At 47.0% G+C, this 20795-nt stretch carries 22 protein-coding genes; 15 read left to right on the top strand and 7 right to left on the bottom strand.

Annotated elements, in window-relative coordinates:
- The first annotated feature begins 105 nt into the window (after positions 1–105).
- From MJO46_RS08030 to MJO46_RS08045, 4 genes are read left to right on the top strand one after another with little or no spacing between them, the layout of a single operon-like run.
- Positions 106–945, top strand: a complete 840-nt coding sequence (locus MJO46_RS08030; protein WP_253988872.1) for a MipA/OmpV family protein — start codon at positions 106–108, stop codon at positions 943–945.
- Positions 935–1342, top strand: a complete 408-nt coding sequence (locus MJO46_RS08035) for a DUF3019 domain-containing protein (protein WP_253988873.1) — start codon at positions 935–937, stop codon at positions 1340–1342. Before MJO46_RS08030 ends, MJO46_RS08035 begins: the two co-directional genes overlap by 11 nt.
- 11 nt (positions 1343–1353) lie before the next feature.
- Positions 1354–2061 (top strand): response regulator transcription factor, encoded by a 708-nt coding sequence (locus tag MJO46_RS08040; protein WP_253988874.1) that lies wholly within the window; start codon positions 1354–1356, stop codon positions 2059–2061.
- Between the two features lie 5 nt (positions 2062–2066).
- Complete coding sequence (locus MJO46_RS08045) at positions 2067–3287, top strand: sensor histidine kinase KdpD (RefSeq protein WP_253988875.1); 1221 nt, start codon at positions 2067–2069, stop codon at positions 3285–3287.
- Positions 3288–3297: 10 nt separating this feature from the next.
- On the opposite strand, the gene rlmC is transcribed toward MJO46_RS08045, so the two are convergent.
- The 3 genes from rlmC to MJO46_RS08060 all read right to left on the bottom strand — a co-directional run bounded on the left by rlmC (position 3298) and on the right by MJO46_RS08060 (position 6386).
- Positions 3298–4467, bottom strand: coding sequence for a 23S rRNA (uracil(747)-C(5))-methyltransferase RlmC (gene rlmC / locus MJO46_RS08050; protein WP_253988876.1), 1170 nt, complete (start codon positions 4465–4467; stop codon positions 3298–3300).
- Between the two features lie 110 nt (positions 4468–4577).
- A complete protein-coding gene (locus tag MJO46_RS08055; protein WP_253988877.1) occupies positions 4578–5753 on the bottom strand; it encodes a glycerol-3-phosphate dehydrogenase/oxidase in 1176 nt (391 codons plus the stop codon).
- Between the two features lie 135 nt (positions 5754–5888).
- On the bottom strand, positions 5889–6386 hold the full coding sequence (locus tag MJO46_RS08060) for a MarR family winged helix-turn-helix transcriptional regulator (RefSeq protein ID WP_253988878.1): 498 nt from the start codon (positions 6384–6386) through the stop codon (positions 5889–5891).
- A 137-nt stretch (positions 6387–6523) separates the two neighbouring features.
- Between MJO46_RS08060 and MJO46_RS08065 the strand changes: the two genes are divergently transcribed.
- From MJO46_RS08065 to MJO46_RS08075, 3 genes are all read left to right on the top strand, one after another.
- Entirely contained in the window at positions 6524–6949 is a 426-nt protein-coding gene (locus MJO46_RS08065) for an organic hydroperoxide resistance protein (protein WP_253988879.1), read from the top strand.
- Between the two features lie 215 nt (positions 6950–7164).
- Positions 7165–8598, top strand: coding sequence for a cytochrome C biosynthesis protein (locus MJO46_RS08070; protein ID WP_253988880.1), 1434 nt, complete (start codon positions 7165–7167; stop codon positions 8596–8598).
- Between the two features lie 92 nt (positions 8599–8690).
- Positions 8691–8876: a cytoplasmic protein gene (locus MJO46_RS08075; protein WP_253988881.1), complete on the top strand. Its 186-nt coding sequence runs from the start codon at positions 8691–8693 to the stop codon at positions 8874–8876.
- A 72-nt stretch (positions 8877–8948) separates the two neighbouring features.
- On the opposite strand, the gene MJO46_RS08080 is transcribed toward MJO46_RS08075, so the two are convergent.
- The 3 genes from MJO46_RS08080 to MJO46_RS08090 are packed head-to-tail and all read right to left on the bottom strand — an operon-like array spanning position 8949 to position 10226.
- On the bottom strand, positions 8949–9239 hold the full coding sequence (locus MJO46_RS08080) for a hypothetical protein (protein WP_007645132.1): 291 nt from the start codon (positions 9237–9239) through the stop codon (positions 8949–8951).
- 52 nt (positions 9240–9291) lie between these two features.
- Positions 9292–9816, bottom strand: a complete 525-nt coding sequence (locus MJO46_RS08085) for a bifunctional 2-polyprenyl-6-hydroxyphenol methylase/3-demethylubiquinol 3-O-methyltransferase UbiG (protein WP_253988882.1) — start codon at positions 9814–9816, stop codon at positions 9292–9294.
- The gene (locus MJO46_RS08090) at positions 9816–10226 is read right to left on the bottom strand and encodes a hypothetical protein (RefSeq protein WP_253988883.1); all 411 of its coding nucleotides are present in this window, start codon (positions 10224–10226) and stop codon (positions 9816–9818) included. Before MJO46_RS08090 ends, MJO46_RS08085 begins: the two co-directional genes overlap by 1 nt.
- 487 nt (positions 10227–10713) lie before the next feature.
- Between MJO46_RS08090 and fccA the strand changes: the two genes are divergently transcribed.
- From fccA to MJO46_RS08110, 4 genes are all read left to right on the top strand, one after another.
- On the top strand, positions 10714–12504 hold the full coding sequence (gene fccA / locus MJO46_RS08095) for a fumarate reductase flavoprotein subunit FccA (RefSeq protein WP_253988884.1): 1791 nt from the start codon (positions 10714–10716) through the stop codon (positions 12502–12504).
- 242 nt (positions 12505–12746) lie between these two features.
- Positions 12747–13736 carry a 2-hydroxyacid dehydrogenase gene (locus tag MJO46_RS08100; RefSeq protein ID WP_253988885.1) on the top strand — a complete coding sequence of 330 codons (990 nt, stop codon included), beginning with the start codon at positions 12747–12749 and terminating at the stop codon, positions 13734–13736.
- Between the two features lie 67 nt (positions 13737–13803).
- The gene (locus MJO46_RS08105) at positions 13804–14541 is read left to right on the top strand and encodes a dienelactone hydrolase family protein (protein WP_253988886.1); all 738 of its coding nucleotides are present in this window, start codon (positions 13804–13806) and stop codon (positions 14539–14541) included.
- Positions 14542–14654: 113 nt separating this feature from the next.
- A complete protein-coding gene (locus tag MJO46_RS08110) occupies positions 14655–14864 on the top strand; it encodes a YgdI/YgdR family lipoprotein (RefSeq protein WP_253988895.1) in 210 nt (69 codons plus the stop codon).
- Between the two features lie 178 nt (positions 14865–15042).
- On the opposite strand, the gene MJO46_RS08115 is transcribed toward MJO46_RS08110, so the two are convergent.
- A complete protein-coding gene (locus MJO46_RS08115; RefSeq protein WP_253988887.1) occupies positions 15043–15588 on the bottom strand; it encodes a mechanosensitive ion channel family protein in 546 nt (181 codons plus the stop codon).
- Between the two features lie 103 nt (positions 15589–15691).
- On the opposite strand from MJO46_RS08115, the gene MJO46_RS08120 reads away from it, so the two are divergent.
- The 4 genes from MJO46_RS08120 (at position 15692) to ahpF (ending at position 20630) form a co-directional block, all read left to right on the top strand.
- A complete protein-coding gene (locus MJO46_RS08120) occupies positions 15692–16435 on the top strand; it encodes a spermidine synthase (protein ID WP_253988888.1) in 744 nt (247 codons plus the stop codon).
- Positions 16436–16524: 89 nt separating this feature from the next.
- Complete coding sequence (locus MJO46_RS08125) at positions 16525–18054, top strand: leucyl aminopeptidase (RefSeq protein WP_253988889.1); 1530 nt, start codon at positions 16525–16527, stop codon at positions 18052–18054.
- Positions 18055–18384: 330 nt separating this feature from the next.
- Positions 18385–18954: an alkyl hydroperoxide reductase subunit C gene (ahpC, locus tag MJO46_RS08130; protein ID WP_253988890.1), complete on the top strand. Its 570-nt coding sequence runs from the start codon at positions 18385–18387 to the stop codon at positions 18952–18954.
- Positions 18955–19058: 104 nt separating this feature from the next.
- Positions 19059–20630 carry an alkyl hydroperoxide reductase subunit F gene (gene ahpF, locus MJO46_RS08135; protein WP_253988891.1) on the top strand — a complete coding sequence of 524 codons (1572 nt, stop codon included), beginning with the start codon at positions 19059–19061 and terminating at the stop codon, positions 20628–20630.
- The last annotated feature ends 165 nt before the right edge of the window (positions 20631–20795 follow it).

Below are 20795 nucleotides of genomic sequence, written 5' to 3' on the forward strand. Positions count from 1 at the left end.
CGCTTTGATGTATCATTTTGTACACTTGTTAAGTTTTTACAGACTTTTAACCTGCGATTGGTTTAGATTCAAATAATCCCATTACTCGGATGTATGATGCTTTCCATGAAGTACTTTTTTTGCAGTATTGTTTTCCTTTCAACGCTATTTCCCCCGCTCGCCGTTGCCGAACCGAAACATTCAGAAATGATCACAACTGGCGAATTCCACGCTGCGTTAGCACTAGGTTATGGTGGTTTAGAAAATCCCCGCGCCCACGCAAAATCGATTGAAACCTATGTATTACCAACTTGGTCTTACTACGGTGAGCGGTTTTATGCAGAAAACTTTACCTTAGGGTACAGCCTGCATGAATCCGATAGTCTGCTGCTCGATATACAGACACAGCTCAATGAAGACGGCATTTTCTTCGAGTTCGATGGGCTCAATAGGCTCTTTATGAACGATCTTTTAGGCTTCAACCCCATCAGAAACCCCACTAACGCTAAACAGCCCAAAACCGATGAGATTGAACGTAATATTTCCTACCTTGGAGGGCTCAATGCCACTTGGTTAACGCCATTTGCCGACATCAGCTTAGGTTACTTCCATGATATCAGTGGGGTACATCAAGGAAATGAAATCCAACTACGCCTAAAGCGTAGCTTTGAATACCCATGGGGCGTATTAGGGTTTCAGGGGGGAACTGTCCGTAAGAGTCAGAATATTCTTAACTATTATTACCAATTAACCCCCGAAGAAAGAGGGCCCATTTATCCCCGCTATTATCCTTCGGCCACGTTTAACTACTATGCCAAAGCCGTAATCAATGTCCCCCTAGGGGAGAATGTCAATTTTGTTGGTATTTTTGAATACACTTGGTTGGGGCAAGGTATAACCGATAGCATTATGATCGACAAAGATGGCTATATCTCTGGATTTGTTGGGATTAGCTATGGCTTTTAAACGGTATTCCCGCTGCATTCTATGGCTCGCTTGCTTTAGCCTTATCATTTCAGCCCTGATAAGCCCCTTGGCACAGGCCGATGAACTCACGTTAACCCCAGATACCTGCGCGGTAACGGCAGAAAAGCCCGCCTGCCGCTTAGACTTACTCATTGAGTATCAATCCGATACACCAAAATCCCTCTGTATTTGGGTGGCAAAACATCCCATACCACTCACTTGTTTTGAAAACCAGATCCATTTTAAGTACCAAGTACAATTGACCTTAGCCGACGATACCTTATTCGAACTTAGGGATCCCAAAAACAATGTTATTACTTCGGGCCTAGTGAAAGTGGCAAAATTTGAACCCGCTAATACGAGAAGGCGTCGAGGACTTAATTGGAACTTACTATGACAGGCACGCGGATGACAGATTCTCAGTCCCAACTTTTGCTTATCGAAGACGACCTTCCCCTCGCGGAGCTCGTTTGCACTTATCTAGAACAACAGGGATTTCACCTTGTTCACCTCGATAACGCCGAGGATGCTTTGTTACGGCAAGATACTGATGATTTTGACTTAATCCTTTGCGATGTGATGCTGCCTGGGCAGGATGGTTTTAGCCTATACCCACAGCTTGCAGCCAGTTATCCCTGCCCCATTATTTTTCTCACCGCCCTCGATAGTCACTTAGATCAAATTAGAGGCTTAGATTTAGGCGCCTGCGACTATCTGCTTAAACCCGTTGTGCCGCCACTTCTCCTCGCGCGGATCAAAGCCAGCTTGAGAAAACAGCAACCTAAAACCACCCGAGACTCACTCAGGCTGCACGACCTAGAATTAAACCCCAATCTGCAGCAGGTTAACCTAGGGGATGAAGTGATCTCATTCACCACTAAGGAGTTTTCCCTATTGTGGATATTCGTCCTCTATGCGGGCAAAGTGCTCTCACGGGAGTTTTTATTCGAACAATATGTTGGCCGTGAATATGACGGCTTAGACAGGGCTATAGATCTTAAAATCAGCCGGTTACGGAAACGTTTAGATGAGCTCAATGTTCCAGGATTAGCCATTACCACCATCCACGGAAAGGGATATTTATTTAACTATTTACCGCCACAGCGTCGGATGTAACAGCTATGAAATTTCAGTTCTATCGCCTGTTTGCTTTTTTACTGCTGTCCTGCGGATTAGTGATCTGGAGCTTTGGCGAGCTGGCCGAACATTTTGCCGATGACAAATACAGCTATCAAATTGACGTTGACGACCTATTACAAACCTATGATGAACAAAAACCCACCAATATCAAAAGGGTCGCTAGGGATTCACTCTCCCTGCCAGACAACTTGCAAACCTTGCTATTACTGGGAGAAACCCTTGCCCTACGCCACAGTGGTGACGAGCTCTATTACTACCACCTAGATAAAGATAAATCCCATATTCTCGTCCTTGGCCCCGTGGTGACACCTCCACCGAAGGAAACAAATACCAGTTTGATTTTACTTGGTTTTTATTCATCGTTGAGCCTAGTGGCCCTGTGGTTAATCTGGCCCGTATTTCGGGATCTACACCATTTACAACAAGCCGCCATTCACTTTGGAAAATCGCCACAAAAACTCCCAATGCAAACCCACAGGCACTCGGCAATTTACCCCTTAGCTAAGGTATTTAGCAGTGTCAGCCATCAAATTGTGGATTTTGTCCAAATGCACAAAGAGCTGTCCCGCACTATTTCCCATGAAGTACGCACTCCACTCGCCCGCATGCGCTTTGCACTGGAGATTATTCGCCCGCAAATTGACCCTAATTATGCGCAGCGATTAACTGAAGATATTGATGATATTGAACAGCTTGCAGCAAACTATCTTTCCTTTGCCCGTTTAGAACACAAGGAAGAAGCCCTCAACCAAGACTCACACTCCCTCGATGGGTTTATGGACAAAATGGCACAAAAATATGCTATTTATCAGCCAAAACTCAATATTGTGTTTTACCATCAGGGCCAACAGGCACACTTCGACCCCGTCGCTATGACGATTGCCATCCAGAATCTGATCCAAAATGCCATGCGTTTTGCGAGCCACGAAATCCATGTCAGTTTTCAACAGCGGGCGGGACAAAATCGATTCTGCGTCGAAGACGATGGCCCAGGATTTGAGGGCAAAGGCAAAAAATTGATGACCGCCTTCGAACGTGATGCCCAGCAAAGCGATAACAGCGGCTACGGTTTAGGGCTCTATATAGTGAAAAAAATCGCCACTTGGCACTACGGCAAACTTGAACTCAGCCGCTCGGAGAAACTCGGCGGCGCATCGCTGTGTATTATTTGGAATGACAGCCTAAGCGCAAAAACACCTTAAGACCGAGGACTCAGTCCTTGACTAACATGACCAAGACCTCGAAATGATCCGTGTGGGGGAATAAATCGAACAGTTGCACTTTGGTTAACCGATAGCCTTGAATATGCGCGAGATCTTTAGCTAAGGTTTTGGGATTACAGCTGGAATACAGGATTGCCTTTGGGGCAAATTCGCTTAGGGACTGGCAAAGCGCCTCGCCAATGCCACGCCGTGGTGGATTCACAATGATCAAATCCGGCTTATCGGCGGCGCTTTTACCCTTGGCAAAGTCGGTGGAATCGAGCGCCATAAATTGCACGTTCTCGAGCCCCATCATGTGCGCTGACATTTGCGCGCAGGCTATCGCTTCAGCTTCGATTTCAATCCCTGTGAGTTTTATGTCTTTGGATGCGCAGTGCAGCCCGAAACCGCCCACACCACAGAAGAGATCCCATAACGAATGAGGTGAAAACTCGGCCACCCACTCACGGGCGGTTTGATATAACTGCGCCGCCACTTGCGGGTTGGTCTGGAAAAAACTCTTAGGCCGAATAAACAGGGGGACATCATTAAACTGCTCTTCTAGGCGGGTATTTTCGGTTAAGAAGATCTCTTCATCCCCTTCGAGGATCGCCATATGAACGGGCTGGATATTGACCGATACCACTTTAATCTGTGGAAATTCCAGTAACAATGCGGCCAGCTCACGTTCAATACGTGGGATGGCATCGAGCGTACGCAGCACGAAGCGCAGCAGATATTCGCCACGCACTTGGCTGCGGGTCAATAGGATAAATTTAAGTTCGCCCTTGGCTTTATCCACACGGTAAGGCGGGATCCCAGCCTGCTGCACAAAGCGCTCTAGACGGTGGAGTAACGCTTGCATATCAGTGGGATATAACAGGCAATCACATAGGCTGACCGCCTCGCCACTCGGGCTGACTATCCCAAGCACTGGGGCGTGGGCCGCCCCCAGGGCCACCATCTTAGCTTTATTACGAAAACCACTGGCATCACCAAAGATGGACGCTTGAAAAATATCTAAGGGATCGGAAACGAATGGCGCGAGGAGTTGCTGTAATTCTCGGGTTTTAGCCGCCACTTGCTGCGCCATAGGAACTTGAATATGAAGGCAAGATTGGCATTGGCCTACATTAAAATAACTACATTGGCTTTTGGCACTCACTATGGCAGCACTCACGACAATTCCTAGGGATCAGTAAAAAGCGCCATACTGTAGCGTTTTTGCGGCGAAAAATCACCTCGAACTCGCCCCAAACGGCACAACTTCAAAGTACGGCCACCGCGCCATCAACCTAGGGGGAGCGAATCGACGTCGGCAATCGGTGGGCGCTTACCCAGATGTTGTTCAATCCATTCGAGCACTTCTGTTGAAGTACTCCTAAAGGTGGTGAGTTTTCCGCCATATAGACTCAGCAGCCGCGGATGGGAAACCGATGTCTGCATAAGAATATCCCGCGGCCGATCGAAGGCTTGGGAGCTCTGTTTAGGTAAGACTCGCACGCCGCAATAGGTCTGAACTATCTTAGCCTTAAGATCATTTATCTCGGGCGAGAGCGGAAAATAATGTCGATAAATACCAAGGAGGTAGTTAACCTCGGATTCAGTCACCTCGGGAGGTTTATCCAATGATGCCAGCTCCGTTTCCGTCGTGCCTATTAAGGTTTGACCATACCAGGGCATCACAAAAATCACCCGTTTATCGAAGCAGGATTCTAAGTACAAGATGCCGTTGAGGGCGGGGATATCCAACAGTAAATGTGCGCCCTGCACCCAGTCGAGTTCAACCCCCGCCAGTGGGGGCGACACTTTAGCGATCACCTCATTCACCCAAGGCCCAGCCGCATTAATCACGAGACTGGCTTCGACTTGCCGCACGTCACCTGCATGTTGAAAACTCACAGCGCAGCCTTGGGACTGATGCTCCATTCCGAGAAAATCGGCTTCGGCGTAAACCTCAGCCCCTAATGCCTGTGCACTGCGGGCAACGGCTTGAGTCAGTAATTTATCGTCTGTCTGCGCATCCCAATACTGAAATACCGCCTTCAATCCCGAAAGTTTAAGCCCCTTTAAACGGTGCCAATGGACCGCTGGCACTGAAATAAATCGCCCTAGAGGATCGAATTCACTTAACACTGCATATAGGCTTAGTCCGGCCCGTATCGTCCAAGGGCTACGCTGACTGTTCTCGTAAACCGGAATATAAAAGGGCACGGCTTTCACTAAGGTCGGTGCAAGATTGAGTAAATTACGCCGCTCAAGCAGAGACTTACGCACTAGATTAATTTGCCCTGTCTCTAAATAACGCAGGCCCCCATGGATAAGTTTGCTGGAATTAGCCGAGGTTTGACCGCCAATTTCCCCTCTTTCAATTAAAAGAGTGGAATAGCCCGCCGCCGCGGCATATTGGGCAATCCCCACACCGCTGATCCCGCCGCCAATAATGGCTATATCGAAAGAGGCCATGGCTTATTTACCCACAATAACGCTTGCATTGCTAACTTATCCATCGGAGTCATTCTATCCCTAAAATACGACTACTAGCCCATGAAGTTCAACTATATCAACACGTTAGCCTTAAAGCAAATGGTATTTAAACCATTAATCAAGGCTAGCATGTAACTGTTTAAGCGCCTTATCGCACATCGCTTTCAATGCTCTAAGCTCATTCACTTCACCACCCACTTTGCAGCGCATCAAATGGGGAATGTCACTCGCCTGGGATTTAAGGGCGACCCCTGCAGGCGTTAAGGCTAGCACGCGCACCCGTTCATCCTGCTCACTGCGACCACGGCTGACTAACCCCTTAGATTCTAGGCGTTTAAGTAACGGGGTCAAAGTACCAGAATCGAGGAATAGTTTATCCCCTAGGGTTTTAACGCTGATCCCCTGCTCCTCCCATAACACCAGCATCACTAGATATTGTGGATAGGTAAGATCCAACTTATCTAACAGGGGGCGATAGGCTCGCACCATGGCATTGGCTGTACTGTAGAGAGAGAAACACACCTGTTGCTCTAAACATAAGGCATTGTCTAAGCTTGGGTTTTCAATCTCATCGGAGACAGACACCCCATTATTGACTTCAATTTTAGACATAGGAAGATCCGACAATTTAAATATATTGTGCACAATATACTTGCATTCACACTAAAGATCGAATTATAGTTTGTCACAATTGAATTGCGCGCAATCTAAATTAAGTCTATTAATCCTAAACAATTGAGGTAATAAGTATGAAAACACTATATGAAACACGAGCAACGGCAAGAGCGGGACGTCAGGGACAAGTCAGCACGGATGATGGTTTACTCGATGTCGCACTAGCCTATCCTAAAGCCATGGGCGGCAGCGGACTTGCGACTAACCCTGAGCAGTTATTCGCGGCGGGTTATGCCGCTTGTTTCTCAAACGCCATTTTACATGTCGCTAAAATCGGCAAAGTGGATATTACCGAAGCACCCGTCAGCGCAGTGGTTGGCATAGGTGCCAATGAGGCGGGTGGTTTTGCATTAGCGGTGGCCTTAGAAGTCAGCTTAGCTTTACCGCAAGAAGCTGCTGAAGCCTTAGTGCGCCATGCGCATCAAGTGTGTCCTTACTCCAACGCCACTCGCAACAATATAGATGTGAAGCTAAGCGTTAATGGCGTAGCGTTAAACTAAGCCGTAAAACAACAGACCAAAAGCACCTGTGGGTGCTTTTTCGTTGTGGATCCCTAAACACCCTCAAAATAAACCTGCCTCACTTCCCAAAAAAGCGCTAATAGCGAGTTAACTAACACTTCTTAATGCTAAATTTAATCAAAGGGATTGAATTCAGTAGAGTAATAGTCAAAGAATTGTTTTAAACCATTAACCCCACACTTGTGGGAGGCGCTATGACAAAATACCTATCGAAATACGCTTTTCTCTGTTCCTTCATGTTGGCGCTACTCTGTATTAGCCCGAGCTGGGCCAATGTCGAGGCGCCAAGCACGACCGATACCACTTGGTGGTATGTGAATGCCCAGGGTGAACTTAAGATCAAACTCTATTTCTTTTGGTCTAAAACCTGCCCACATTGTGCCGAAGCTCACCCCTTTATCGATTCCTTGCCACAAAAATACCCTTGGATAGAACTCGAATCCCATATGGTGTCTGCACCGGGTGTGCAGGATATTTGGCAAAATATCGCCGCGAAAACAGCGACAGAGGCTCGCTCAGTTCCCTTTATGGCAAGCTGTGAGAAGGCCGTTGTTGGCTATTCCAGCGAGGCAGTTACAGGCGAGTTTCTAGTTAATCGTTTGAAAAACTGCTACTTATCCCTTGGTGGACAGTTAGCACAGGCGGATATGCCAACAAAAAGCGTCGCAAGCACTACGGCCAGTACGCCCACGGACGCACCGCTCTTTGGCACCTGTAGCAGTGATTCAGGGGAAGGCACCTGTGATGCCACCAGCTTAGCGGGGACTGAGCAAGCCGAAGTTCAACCCGTTGAGCTACCATTGGTGGGCGTGGTGACACCTGAGACTATGTCTCTACCGCTGTTGACCTTAGTGCTCGCGGGTGTGGATGCCTTTAATCCCTGCGCCTTCTTCGTGTTGCTGTTTTTATTGTCCATTATGGTCAACGCCAAGAGCCGTGGACGCATGCTATTGGTTGGCGGTATTTTCGTGTTTTTCTCCGGCTTGATTTACTTCCTGTTTATGACGGCCTGGCTCAATATCTTTAAGCTGTTAGGCGCAGGGAGTGATGGCGGTATGATCATCCTAGCGGCGGGGATTTTAGCGCTGATCGCAGGGGTGATTAATGTGAAGGATTACTTCTTCACTAAGGGTGAAGTTACGCTGTCCATGTCGGCAGAAAACCGCACAAGCCTGATAAAACGTATGGGAAAACTGTCCAACTCCAGCAGTTTAGGTGCCTTAATCCTTGGCTCTACCGTATTAGCCATACTCGCCAATGCCTATGAGCTATTGTGCACCGCAGGCTTCCCAATGATTTACACCAGCGTGCTGTCTATGCACAATCTACCGGACATAGAGCGTTATATGTATCTGGTTTTATACAATATTGTCTATGTTATCCCACTGGCGATTATTGTAATTGTCTTTAGCGCGACCCTAGGCAAACGTAAATTGACCGAGAAGGAAGGTCAGGCGCTGAAACTGATGTCGGGGGTGATGATGTTCGGCATGGGTATCGCCTTAGTGATTGATCCAACCGCACTGCAAAACGTGGCACTGGCACTGGGCTTAATCTTAGGATCACTGGGAATTACCGCCGTAATCGTACTCGGCCGAAAACTCCTTTCTGCTAAGGCAAATCAGTAAACAAAGCGCACAATTGGCAAACTCAAGATTAACGACTAAAGTAAATCTTGAGCTTGCCGATAAAAGGATCCTGCTTACTATCGAGGTTAGTTATGTCAATTTCACTTAATACCCAAGCTGTCACGCCCAATTTAGAAAATGGTGCCGTTGGCGTTAAGGTCGCTCAATTAGCCAAAGAGCAGCAAAAAGCTGAAGGCCAAATCGCGGTAGATTTAATTGCCGCTGCAGCGCCACAGCCTGTTGGAAATTCGGGCCACAATATCAACACTACGGCCTGATCCAAAGTCACAGCTCCATAAAAAAGCGCCCAATTATTATTGGGCGCTTTTTTATGGAGCTTTTGCGATTTACTAAGAAAATGCGTTGCCATTCACATGCATGATAGTGAAGGTCCAAACCACAAACGCCAGTGGAATATGGACTAAGGCATAAAAACACTGATCGAGTCGCCCCATCCCCTTCGCTAACCATATCAAGTACAGATGCAGTCCAATCACTAAGGGGAAAAGAGCCAGCAGCGGATATAAAGCCACTGGGCTCGCGTCCGCAAACAGGCTATGACTCAGCAACGCCCATCCCACCATAATCGCAGTGGTTAAGGGTGGCGTTGCAATGCGGTACTGCTCTGGATAGGGAAACATCCAATGACCTCTAACTCTGCATCTATGACGGTAAATATTGGCGGGCGATCCCTTATTTTTGGGCGATAAGCTGGGCTTTAAAGCTCGCATGTCCCATGAGTGGATCGCTCAATAGACCCTCAAAGTAATGCAAAGGTTGCCAGTTAGCAAATGCTGATTTGAGTTCATTTTCAGCGAGTAAGAAATCAGGGTTTCGTGGCCGACCGATTTCAGCTTGCTGCCAAGTAAAAGTTTCATAGACGATAATTCCACCGGGCTTCACACTCGCGGCGATCTGCGGCATTAATGGTCGATGCAGATAATTAAACACTAGCACTATATCAAAGGCTTCAGTGGCTAAAGCCTCGACGCTGCCATCTTCAAGATCCCGCTGTAATAGATGTGCATTAGGATGTTTGAGGGAAGAGAGCGGGGTCAAATCTTGGTCGATAAATGTCACCGTCGCCCCCTGCGCTAAAAACCACAGGCCATTACGACCTGAGCCACAGGCTAAATCCAACACCTTTAAGCCGGTCAATCTTGGCCAAGGAAATTGAGTCAATATGGCCGCGGGCGCTAAAAGCGTTGAATGATCCATCAGCCTTTAATTTCCTTCCTAGTGTTAATTTGTCGGCGGTGCACAATAGAGTAATGCCTTAAGGCCGATGGGCCGTGGGACACCAACACGGATAACAAGATGATCAGCACGAGTAACTCAGACTTATAATCTGCCAGAGGGATAAACAGGCAGAGTAAGCCTAATTTTACTAGGGTTAACACGCCCTTAAGCTGGATAAGCCAACGCCAATCCCGCACAACTTCCCACAACATTAATATGCTGCCGCTGGCCATAGCGAGGTACCAATAATTTAGCCACAGGCTTTTATCGGCGGTCAGTAATATCCCACCTCCAGCGCCGACGACACCCAATATATGTAATGCCCTTAGTATCGTTTTACTCAGTCGCTGTACCCAAAATCGTTTTTCCGATATATGCTCTTCGCGCATCAATTTAACCTTAAAAAACAATACCAATAACATTTTAGAAAAATAATAATAATTAATCGATAAGTATTCTGGAAAATAATGATTATATACAGAATACTTAACGGTTACCCATTATTAATCAAATAAAAATAAACAAATAAAAACATACACATACAAAAACGGAATACACTTACTGATCTCTAAATCAATTTATAATTGAATTATTACGTCCCCGCCAAACAAATATGTTAACTCGCACAAGTTATACCGTACTCAATAAGTGACTATACTCAATTTCGCCAATCTTTTCCGTCATATGGCACATTTTTAATATGTTATTTATACGGCAACATTCGTTATGTGACCTAAATACACATATACCTCTTTAGATAGTGCTAACTTTATTGATGGAGAATGCTCTAAAGCGCGTGAGTCACGTAAATTATAATTATCACGCCACAAAAAATACCCCTTATTAAGTAGATGAATGTACGGCGGAGGAACTATCATGTTCACAAGAAAGATTCAAAAAACAGCACTAGCCATGCTGATCTCTGGCGCTATGGCCGGTACAGCCTATGCGGCACCAGAAGTACTAGCCGATTTTCACGGTGAAATGGGTAGCTGCGATAGCTGCCACGTTTCAGACAAAGGTGGCGTCAGCAACGACAACCTAACCCATGAAAATGCCCAATGTGTTAGCTGCCACGGCGATTTAAAAGAAATGGCCGCCGCCGCACCTAAAGATAAAGTATCACCCCATAAGTCTCACTTGATCGGTGAGATTGCCTGTACTAGCTGCCACAAAGGCCACGAAAAATCCGTAACCTACTGTGATGCTTGCCATAGCTTCGGCTTCGATATGCCATTTGGCGGCAAGTGGGAACGTAAGTTTGTTCCTGTCGATGCAGATAAAGCTGCTCAAGATAAAGCCATCGCCGCTGGCGTAAAAGAAACCACTGATGTAGTGATTATCGGTTCAGGTGGCGCTGGACTTGCAGCCGCAGTATCGGCCCGTGATGCAGGCGCAAAAGTGATACTACTTGAAAAAGAACCTATCCCAGGCGGTAACACTAAGTTAGCTGCTGGCGGTATGAACGCTGCAGAAACTAAGCCACAGGCTAAGTTAGGTATCGAAGACAAGAAACAAATCATGATCGACGACACCATGAAAGGTGGCCGTAATATTAACGATCCTGAACTGGTTAAAACCTTAGCGAATAACTCTTCCGATTCTATCGATTGGTTAACCTCTATGGGTGCCGATATGACCGACGTTGGTCGTATGGGCGGCGCAAGTGTGAACCGTAGTCACCGTCCAACGGGTGGTGCAGGTGTCGGTGCCCACGTAGCACAAGTGCTATGGGACAACGCCGTTAAACGCGGTGCAGATATCCGTTTAAATAGCCGCGTAGTGCGTATTCTTGAAGATGCGAGCGGTAAAATTACCGGCGTATTAGTAAAAGGTGAATACACTGGCTACTACGTGATCAAAGCGGATGCCGTTGTGATTGCTGCCGGTGGTTTTGCGAAAAACAACGACCGTGTCGCTAAATACGATCCTAAGTTAAAGGGCTTTAAAGCGACTAACCACCCAGGTGCAACCGGTGATGGCTTAGACGTAGCACTACAAGCTGGCGCGGCAACCCGTGACTTAGAATACATCCAAGCTCACCCAACCTACTCACCAGCGGGTGGTGTGATGATCACCGAAGCTGTTCGTGGTAACGGTGCAATCGTGGTAAACCGTGATGGTAAGCGCTTTATGAACGAAATCACCACCCGTGATAAAGCGTCTGCGGCAATCCTTCAGCAAAAAGGTGAGAGTGCTTACCTCGTATTCGATGACTCAATCCGTAAGAGCTTAAAAGCCATCGAAGGTTATGTGCACTTGAACATAGTTAAAGAAGGCAAAACCGTTGAAGATCTGGCTAAACAGTTAGATATTCCAGCCGCTGAACTGGCGAAAACAGTAACAGCATACAATGGCTTCGTGAAATCAGGTAAAGATGCTCAATTTGAACGCCCTGACTTACCACGTGAATTAGCCACAGGGCCTTTCTACGCTTTAGAAATCGCACCAGCCGTTCACCACACTATGGGTGGTGTTGTGATTGATACTAAGGCGGAAGTGAAGAGCGAAAAAACCGGTAAACCAATCGAAGGCTTATATGCCGCAGGTGAAGTGACTGGTGGTGTTCACGGTGCTAACCGTTTAGGTGGCAACGCTATCTCCGATATCGTGACCTACGGCCGTATTGCCGGTGCTTCTGCCGCTAAATACGCTAAAGATCACTAGTAAACCGAACAGGGTAAAAGGATTTACCCTTGGTTCCTATAGCACGACCTATGAGAACCCTTGCTTATACTTAAGCAACAGAGATACACAGATAAGCGAGCCGTCAGGGGCTCGCTTTTTTTATGCCCAATTGATGACAAAGCTCACTCTTTTAATGACTGTAGGCGCACTGCCAGAGGACAAAAAGCCCGGAGTCACTTACACTCATTGCCAGTAATCAATAGACTTGGTAGGTGATTGAAATGAGAATTGGATTTTTTAGCGCAAAACAGTATGACATTGAATATTTTAACCGTACCAATGTCGCTTTTGGTGCGCAAATTGAGTATTTCGATTACCGCCTATGCATGCAGACGGTAAAACTTGCCGAAGGGTATGACATCATCTGCGCCTTTGTGAATGATTCCCTCTGCGAAGAAGTCCTAGTGGAACTCGCCAAAGGTGGCACAAAAATTATCGCCATGCGCTGCGCCGGATTTAACAATGTCGATTTAGTTGCCGCAAAACGCTTAGGAATGCAGGTTGTAAACGTACCCGCCTATTCTCCCGAGTCGGTTGCCGAACATACTGTCGCATTAATGTTGACACTGAATCGTAAAATCCATAAAGCCTATCAACGTACTCGCGATGCTAACTTTTCCCTCGAAGGTTTGGTCGGCTTTAATATGTTTGGCAAAACCGTAGGGGTGATTGGCACGGGTAAAATCGGCGTGGCCACCATCAAAGTATTACAGGGCTTTGGCTGTAAAGTCATCGCCTTCGATCCTTTTATCAACCCAGCGGTTGTCGCATTAAATGTAGAATATCAGGATTTGGATTCTATCTATGCCAACAGCGATATCATTAGCTTACACTGCCCATTAACCGCCGATAATCATCACTTACTCAATAAAGAAAGCTTCGCCAAGATGAAGCCCGGCGTGATGGTGATCAACACCAGCCGTGGCGGTTTACTTAACGCCTTCGATGCAATGGAAGCCTTAAAACTCGGCCAAATCGGTTCATTAGGCCTCGATGTATATGAAAACGAGAAGGGCCTATTCTTTGAAGATAAATCCAATGAAATCATCCAAGACGATGTATTCCGCCGTTTATCTGCCTGCCATAATGTGATTTTTACCGGGCATCAAGCCTTCCTCACCGAAGAAGCCTTGAGCGCCATCGCCAAAACTACCCTCAATAACCTAAAAGCCCTGCGTGCGGGCGAGCTTTCGGGTAACGAGCTGTTTTAACTGACAGATAAATCCCTGACTGCTAAAGTGAGGCTTCACCTTCGAAGCCTCACAGAGGGATCTCAATATGCTAGTCACTCAAGAATCTCAGGATATCACCACGCCCACAGGGCTAATGCGCACTTATATCTACCGCCCAGACGCACAGGGGCAATTTCCTTGTATCATCTTCTATTCGGAAATATTTCAGCAAACTGCGCCCATCGCACGCGCCGCGACTATTCTCGCTGGCCATGGTTTTGCCGTATTGGTGCCCGAAATCTTCCATGAACTCAATCCCATAGGCACAGTACTGGCATATGATGATCCGGGTAAAGATAAAGGCAATGCCGATAAGTTTGCTAAACCCTTAGAACACCACGATAGCGACACCCAAGCGCTTATCGATTTTGCCAATCAGCAAAGCTATTGCAGCGGCAAGGTAGGCAGCATGGGCGTGTGTATCGGTGGCCACTTAGCCTACCGTGCGGCACTCAATCCCTCGATTCTCGGAGCATTTTGCCTCTACCCAACGGACATTCATTCCAATACTTTGCCCTGCAACTACGGCAATGATTCACTGAGCCGCAGTGGTGATATTCAAGGGGAGTTAGTGCTAGTGTTTGGCAAGCAAGATCCCCATGTATCACCCGAAGGTAGGGTACTTATCCACCAGCAATTAATGGCGCTGAACCGTAATTTCACTTGGCTTGAAGTCAATGCCCAGCACGCCTTTATGCGCGATGAAGGTGAACGCTTTGACCCCGCACTCGCACTGCAAATGTATTTACAGGCGGTGGCATTCTTTCACAAAGCATTGCGATAGCGAATAAAATTTGAGCAAAACAAAAACATCCATCACCTTGCCCAAGTGGATCTAAGTGAACTAGGCTTATTTGAGCATTCTCGCGGTGAGAATGAGGCTAAGTGAGGGAAATGATGAATAAAGCCATATTGATCCTAGCTTGTGTGTTGGGACTTGTAGCCTGCAGTTCACAATACATTATGAGCACTAAGGATGGGAAAATGATCACCACTGACAGCAAACCTAAGCTGGATAAAGATACTGGCATGTATATATATAAAGATGAAGAAGGTCGTGAAGTGATGATCAAGCAAGACGATGTTACTCAAATTATTGAGCGATAACCTCGTTTATTTACGTCTTAACTATCTATAACTCTCAAATAGACAATGATAGCTATAACATTGCGCGCAAAAGAAAGGGCTGCTCCTATGGTGGCCCTTATCATTTTTACAATATAGCATTTGCCGTTATGGGTAATGCACTGCCTCGCAAAAGAAAGCCTTTCGGAAACAACTTCGATTACTCTGGGTCAAACTTCTTTTTGCCTTCGAGCACAGCCCTACGCTCGGCAAGTGGACTCTGATCTGCAAGCTTTAGCACTGCCTTTTGCAGCATGAGGTTATTGGGGTAAGTAATAGTATCGCCATTATCCCGGTGAATAAGCACATGGAATAAGGCTATCTCAATAATCACCCCGCTGATATCTTCATCCTTATCAACCACCCGAATACGTTCACCGATACGGTAGGGAAACACGAAAAAAATCAGCACGCCTGCGGTTAAGTTACTCAATATCGACCATTGAGCGACTAATGCCACGCCCATCACAGCAAAGGCGGATGACACAAATAACGACACATCCTGATAACCCAACCCAAGGGACACGGCCATCAATGACAGCGTAATAAAAAACATCACATAGGAGATAAAACGAGTGACTAAGCTAGTGCGCGCCACACTCACCTGCTTCATTAATGCGAGTTTTCTCACCCAATGGGTTAACGCCCGCTGTAAAAAGATAAACACTGCAAGATAAATACAGGCAAGCAGGATTTGATTTGTCATAATAGCCACTCAATTTATGAAACCGTCTGAATTCTAACTTTTTTGCGCGAGCAGTTATAGAGCCGCAAATAAACGAAACAACAAAACTGAGTAACCACATACAATGACCGATTCTACCCTGTTATACGAAACCCAAGATGCACTTGGTCCCATTCGCGTGCTCGACTACGACGACTCACGGATCCTGTCCTTTGGGGATAATGATGAACAGAGTAAAATTCTTAAGGCCGCTCCCCATATTCCCCAGCACACTTATGTGCAGGCCATGCTATTAGTTCTACTTTTTTGCAAACCTAAGAGTGCGATTGTGCTCGGCTTAGGGGGCGGTGCGATTATCCATGCCCTGCGCCATTTTGACGCGGCTATCAAACTCACGGCAGTCGAGCTTAGGCCCGCGGTGATCGAACTGGCGAAACGTTATTTTCAATTGCCGATGGGTAAAAAGCTCAATCTAATCAATGATGATGCCATTAGCTTCTTGGCCACTGGCGAGCATAAAAAAGTCGATGTGATATTTGCCGATATCTACACAGCTAAGGGAGTTGAAACTGGCCAGCTTGCACCAGTATTCCTTGAGCAATGCACTCATCTGATTAAACCGAACGGTTATTTAGTGCTGAACTGCTGGAAAGAGCATAGCCAAAATCGACAATTACTAGCCGATCTAGGCCAACATTTTGCCCATGTGAATGCTTGCCTTACCGGCGGTGGCAATTGGGTGATTTTTGCCAGCCAATCCCCCCAATTATTAGGCACTTCGGCACTGAAAAATAATGCGCAATCTTTATCGCAACAATTGGACTTTGTCCTTGAGCGGTCACTGACACGCTTTGGGCCTTGGATTTAAGATTAATCTCAGTCAAATGGCTTAAATTAGTTAACCCTAAGGCTGAGCTTTGTTATTCTTCACAAATTCCTATGATATGAGTTGTCACAATGAAAAATAAGCACCAATTTATGTTAAGCGTTATGGCTCTGGCGTGCCTTAACTCTCTCAATGCTAACGCCGAAACCTTTAGTTTTGACACTCGTAACTCACTCAATTCAGACACATTAGTGCTCTTTCAAAGCGCAGATGCCACTACCTATGGGATCGACGTTTTACCCCAATCGACCCAAGATCAGCTAAATCTCGCCACGGCGGATAACAGTTTCTCCGGCAAACAAGGGGAAATACTTGAGATTTTAGTACCCAGCGAAATCGATGCGAAGCGAGTGCTCTTAGTCGGTATTGGCGATGCTAAAAATTTAACCCCAGGTGATATCAATACCCTAGGTGGTAATATTGCCGCCAAGCTGGAAACTGTGCCGCAAGCCACAGTCCGAGTGCTAACCCAAGGCTTAACGACGCCCCTATTTGCGGCAGAATTGGCCCACGGTATTGAGCTACGCAGTTACCGCTACAGCCAATTTAAGGCCAACGATCACGCCGAGAAAAACTATCAGATCGGTGTTGATGATTTAAGCCTTAATCAAAAACACCATAAAAATCTGCAAGCGGTTGAAGCGGGTGTGTTTTTAGCGCGGGATCTGACCAATGCCCCCGCTGGCATTATGTATCCCGAGAGCTTTGCCAATGAAGCGAGAAAACTTAAATCCCTCGGCGTTAAAGTCACAGTATTAGAAGCCAAAGATATCGAACGTTTACATCTAGGCGCCTTAGCGGCTGTGGGTAAAGGCAGCGAACGCCCACCCAAGCTCGTGGTTGCCCATTGGCCGGGAAGTAAAGACGCACCAATCGCCTTGGTGGGTAAAGGCATTACCTTCGACTCAGGCGGTTACAACATTAAAGCGACAGGCACTTCTATCGCACGGATGAAGTCGGATATGGCGGGCGCAGCCACAGTACTAGGCACAGTAAAAGCCATGGCGATTCAAAAAGCGCCGGTGAACTTAGTGGCAATTATGCCCATGGCGGAAAATATGGTCTCGGGCCATGCGATGATCCCTGGCGATGTAATTAAAACCGCCCAAGGTCTCACCGTTGAAGTGCTCAATACCGATGCCGAAGGCCGCCTAGTGCTGGCCGATGGCCTTTGGTACGCCAGAGAAAACTATAAGCCTTCTATTATTGTCGATGTCGCGACCTTAACGGGCTCCAAAGTTGGCGCGCTCGGCAGTGTGTACGCGGGATTGTTTACCGACTCAGAGGCTTTAGTGCAACAGTTAACCTATGCGGGTCAACAGGTTGGCGAAAAAGTCTGGCGTCTACCCTTAGATCAAGCCTATGCAGATGAGCTTAAATCCACAATCGCGGATCTGAAAAATACGGGTAAAGAAGGCAGCGCGGGCGCTTCCTCTGCGGCCATGTTCTTAAAACGCTTTGCGGGCGAACAGCCCTGGGCGCACTTAGATATCGCCGGTAATGCCTTAACCGCCACCGATACCGCCGTGGTACCTGCGGGGGCCACAGGTTATGGCGTGCGCTTACTCAGCACTTGGTTAACTCAGCCGAAGAAAAACTAGGTTCTCAGCGTCTTGTTTTAACTGAATTTATGCTGAAAGGGATATCACTGATATCCCTTTTTTATGCCTGAAATTTAGCATAATCCATTTATAGAAAAGTCATCGCCTACAACCCAGACCCAATTCTAATCACACCAAACCCGCAGCAGCAGTGGAAAAACCGATTGAGTCCGACCTAATCGCATCAATATTCGATTAAACCGATTAGGATGATAGTTTTTATCCGTTATATTAATTTTATGCGAGTCGGTAATATGCTTCACATCGACAGGACACAAGCAAATGTCCTCGTTATGAACTTAAGCAATCACAACTCAATGGAAGCATAAAATGACTCAATCAATTATCAACAGCACAATCAAACCATTCAAAGCCACTGCCTATCACAATGGTGAGTTCGTTCCAGTAACGGAACAAGACCTGTTAGGTAAATGGTCAGTTGTCTTCTTCTACCCAGCAGATTTTACCTTTGTTTGCCCAACTGAATTAGGCGACATGGCTGATCACTACGAGAAGTTGCAAGGCATGGGCGTTGAAGTTTACTCAGTATCAACTGACACACACTTCACCCACAAAGCATGGCATGACACGTCAGACACCATCAAAAAGATCAACTTCCCAATGCTGGCTGACCCAACAGGCACTATCAGCCGTAACTTCGGCGTGATGATTGAAGAAGACGGTTTAGCACTGCGTGGTACTTTTGTGATTAACCCAGAAGGCCAAATCAAGGTCAGCGAAGTTCACGATTTAGGCATCGGCCGTAGCGCTCAAGAGCTTGTTCGTAAAATTCAAGCTGCTCAATATGTTGCGACTCACGACGGTGAAGTTTGCCCAGCTAAATGGCAACCAGGTGACGAAACATTAGCACCGTCTTTAGACCTCGTTGGCAAAATCTAATCTCGCCTAAAGGTCAACCCGCCAATCTGATTCTCCCCCTGCAAGAGTCAGATTGGCACCCCTCGCGTATATTCATCTTTTTTAAGCGATTTTGGAGCCATCACATGTTAGATGCGAATTTGAAAAATCAACTGCAAACCTATCTGCAAAACCTCAAGAGACCAGTTGAACTTGTCGTGTCTGCAGATGAGACCAAAAAGTCTCAAGAATTAAAAAGTTTAGCCAATGACATCGTCAGCCTATCTTCTCTGGTGAGCCTGAAAGAAACTCAGGGCGAACGCCCCCCGGCGATGACAGTCATTAACCCAGAGCTTAATACGCAAATCAGCTTTGCGGGTCTGCCTATGGGTCACGAATTTACCTCACTCGTGTTGGCTTTACTGCACACGGGTGGACACCCAATCAAACTCAGCGATGACATTATCGAGCAGATCCGCAATCTGCCGGGCAAATACGCCTTTGAAACTTACGTCTCTCTCACCTGCCAAAACTGCCCAGACGTAGTGCAGGCTCTGAATATGATGGCCGCGATTAACCCGAATATCACCAACGTGATGATCGATGGTGCCCTGTTCCAGGATGAAGTGGCGAGCCGCAACATTATGGCCGTGCCTTCTGTCTACTTAAATGGCGAAGTGTTTGCTGCTGGCCGTATCAGCATAGGTGAGATTTTAAATAAACTGGATACCAATGCAGCAAGCCGCAAGGCCGATGAAATCAATGAAAAAGCGCCCTTCGAAGTCTTAGTGGTTGGCGGCGGCCCAGCCGGCGCAGCGGCAGCTATTTATGCGGCCCGTAAAGGCCTTCGTACTGGTATTGTTGCCGACAAGTTTGGCGGCCAAGTGGCTGAAACGGTAGGAATTGAAAACTTTATTTCGGTCAAAGCGACCGAAGGTCCAAAGCTAGTGGCAAACCTTGAAGCCCATGTGCGTGACTATGAAGTCGATATCATGGATAACCAAAAAGCCGTTAAACTGGCAAGCGATGGCCTGTTCGAACTTGAACTGGCAAGCGGGGCTAAATTACGTAGCCGTACCGTATTGTTAGCCACTGGTGCCCGCTGGCGTGAAATGAACGTCCCCGGCGAGAAAGAATATCGCGGCAAAGGTGTTGCTTACTGCCCACATTGCGATGGCCCGTTATTTAAAGGCAAGCGTGTGGCGGTGATCGGTGGCGGTAACTCAGGTATCGAAGCGGCTATCGATCTTGCCAACATAGTAGAACATGTGACTGTGCTGGAATTTGATAAAACCCTGCGTGCCGACGATGTATTGCAACGTAAAGCGGCGTCTATGGGTAACATTAAAATCATTACCCAAGCGATGACCACAGAAGTGACAGGCGATGGCACTCGGGTTAATGGCCTGAACTACACAGACAGAGCCACTGGCGAGAGTCACCATGTCGCACTTGCGGGTATCTTCGTGCAGATTGGGCTAGTGCCAAATGCGGAATGGTTAAAAGGCACTGTTGATTTAACCCCTCGTGGCGAGATCATAGTCGATGAGCGCGGCCAAACCTCAGTACCTGGCGTGTTTGCCGCAGGTGATGTGACTAACTCACCTTACAAGCAAATCATTATCGCCATGGGTAGCGGTGCAAATGCCTCACTGGGCGCATTTGATTACCTCATACGCCACAGCGATGAAGAAACCGCCGAAACTAAGGCCGCTTAAAGCTTAACCCGCTAACACCAACAAAATAGCCAGCATTCGCCTGTCTCTTGATCACAAGTCTTCGTGATTGAGAGACATGGCCAATTCGTAACCCTCAAGGATGGTTTGTAACCTAAACCATCCTTCCCACAATACCTCTACACAAGCTCGACCTGTCCGCTTGGT

Source organism: Shewanella sp. KJ2020, assembly GCF_024197625.1.
GTDB lineage: Bacteria > Pseudomonadota > Gammaproteobacteria > Enterobacterales > Shewanellaceae > Shewanella.

Bases quoted from the DNA above. Each gene is read 5' to 3' on its own strand.
- MJO46_RS08030 (WP_253988872.1), top strand. From the start codon at position 106: ATGAAGTACTTTTTTTGCAGTATTGTTTTCCTTTCAACGCTATTTCCC.
- MJO46_RS08035 (WP_253988873.1), top strand. From the start codon at position 935: ATGGCTTTTAAACGGTATTCCCGCTGCATTCTATGGCTCGCTTGCTTT.
- MJO46_RS08040 (WP_253988874.1), top strand. From the start codon at position 1,354: ATGACAGATTCTCAGTCCCAACTTTTGCTTATCGAAGACGACCTTCCC.
- MJO46_RS08045 (WP_253988875.1), top strand. From the start codon at position 2,067: ATGAAATTTCAGTTCTATCGCCTGTTTGCTTTTTTACTGCTGTCCTGC.
- MJO46_RS08055 (WP_253988877.1), bottom strand. From the start codon at position 5,753: ATGGCCTCTTTCGATATAGCCATTATTGGCGGCGGGATCAGCGGTGTG.
- MJO46_RS08060 (WP_253988878.1), bottom strand. From the start codon at position 6,386: ATGTCTAAAATTGAAGTCAATAATGGGGTGTCTGTCTCCGATGAGATT.
- MJO46_RS08065 (WP_253988879.1), top strand. From the start codon at position 6,524: ATGAAAACACTATATGAAACACGAGCAACGGCAAGAGCGGGACGTCAG.
- MJO46_RS08070 (WP_253988880.1), top strand. From the start codon at position 7,165: ATGACAAAATACCTATCGAAATACGCTTTTCTCTGTTCCTTCATGTTG.
- MJO46_RS08075 (WP_253988881.1), top strand. From the start codon at position 8,691: ATGTCAATTTCACTTAATACCCAAGCTGTCACGCCCAATTTAGAAAAT.
- MJO46_RS08080 (WP_007645132.1), bottom strand. From the start codon at position 9,239: ATGTTTCCCTATCCAGAGCAGTACCGCATTGCAACGCCACCCTTAACC.
- MJO46_RS08085 (WP_253988882.1), bottom strand. From the start codon at position 9,816: ATGGATCATTCAACGCTTTTAGCGCCCGCGGCCATATTGACTCAATTT.
- MJO46_RS08090 (WP_253988883.1), bottom strand. From the start codon at position 10,226: ATGCGCGAAGAGCATATATCGGAAAAACGATTTTGGGTACAGCGACTG.
- fccA (WP_253988884.1), top strand. From the start codon at position 10,714: ATGTTCACAAGAAAGATTCAAAAAACAGCACTAGCCATGCTGATCTCT.
- MJO46_RS08100 (WP_253988885.1), top strand. From the start codon at position 12,747: ATGAGAATTGGATTTTTTAGCGCAAAACAGTATGACATTGAATATTTT.
- MJO46_RS08105 (WP_253988886.1), top strand. From the start codon at position 13,804: ATGCTAGTCACTCAAGAATCTCAGGATATCACCACGCCCACAGGGCTA.
- MJO46_RS08110 (WP_253988895.1), top strand. From the start codon at position 14,655: ATGAATAAAGCCATATTGATCCTAGCTTGTGTGTTGGGACTTGTAGCC.
- MJO46_RS08115 (WP_253988887.1), bottom strand. From the start codon at position 15,588: ATGACAAATCAAATCCTGCTTGCCTGTATTTATCTTGCAGTGTTTATC.
- MJO46_RS08120 (WP_253988888.1), top strand. From the start codon at position 15,692: ATGACCGATTCTACCCTGTTATACGAAACCCAAGATGCACTTGGTCCC.
- MJO46_RS08125 (WP_253988889.1), top strand. From the start codon at position 16,525: ATGAAAAATAAGCACCAATTTATGTTAAGCGTTATGGCTCTGGCGTGC.
- ahpC (WP_253988890.1), top strand. From the start codon at position 18,385: ATGACTCAATCAATTATCAACAGCACAATCAAACCATTCAAAGCCACT.
- ahpF (WP_253988891.1), top strand. From the start codon at position 19,059: ATGTTAGATGCGAATTTGAAAAATCAACTGCAAACCTATCTGCAAAAC.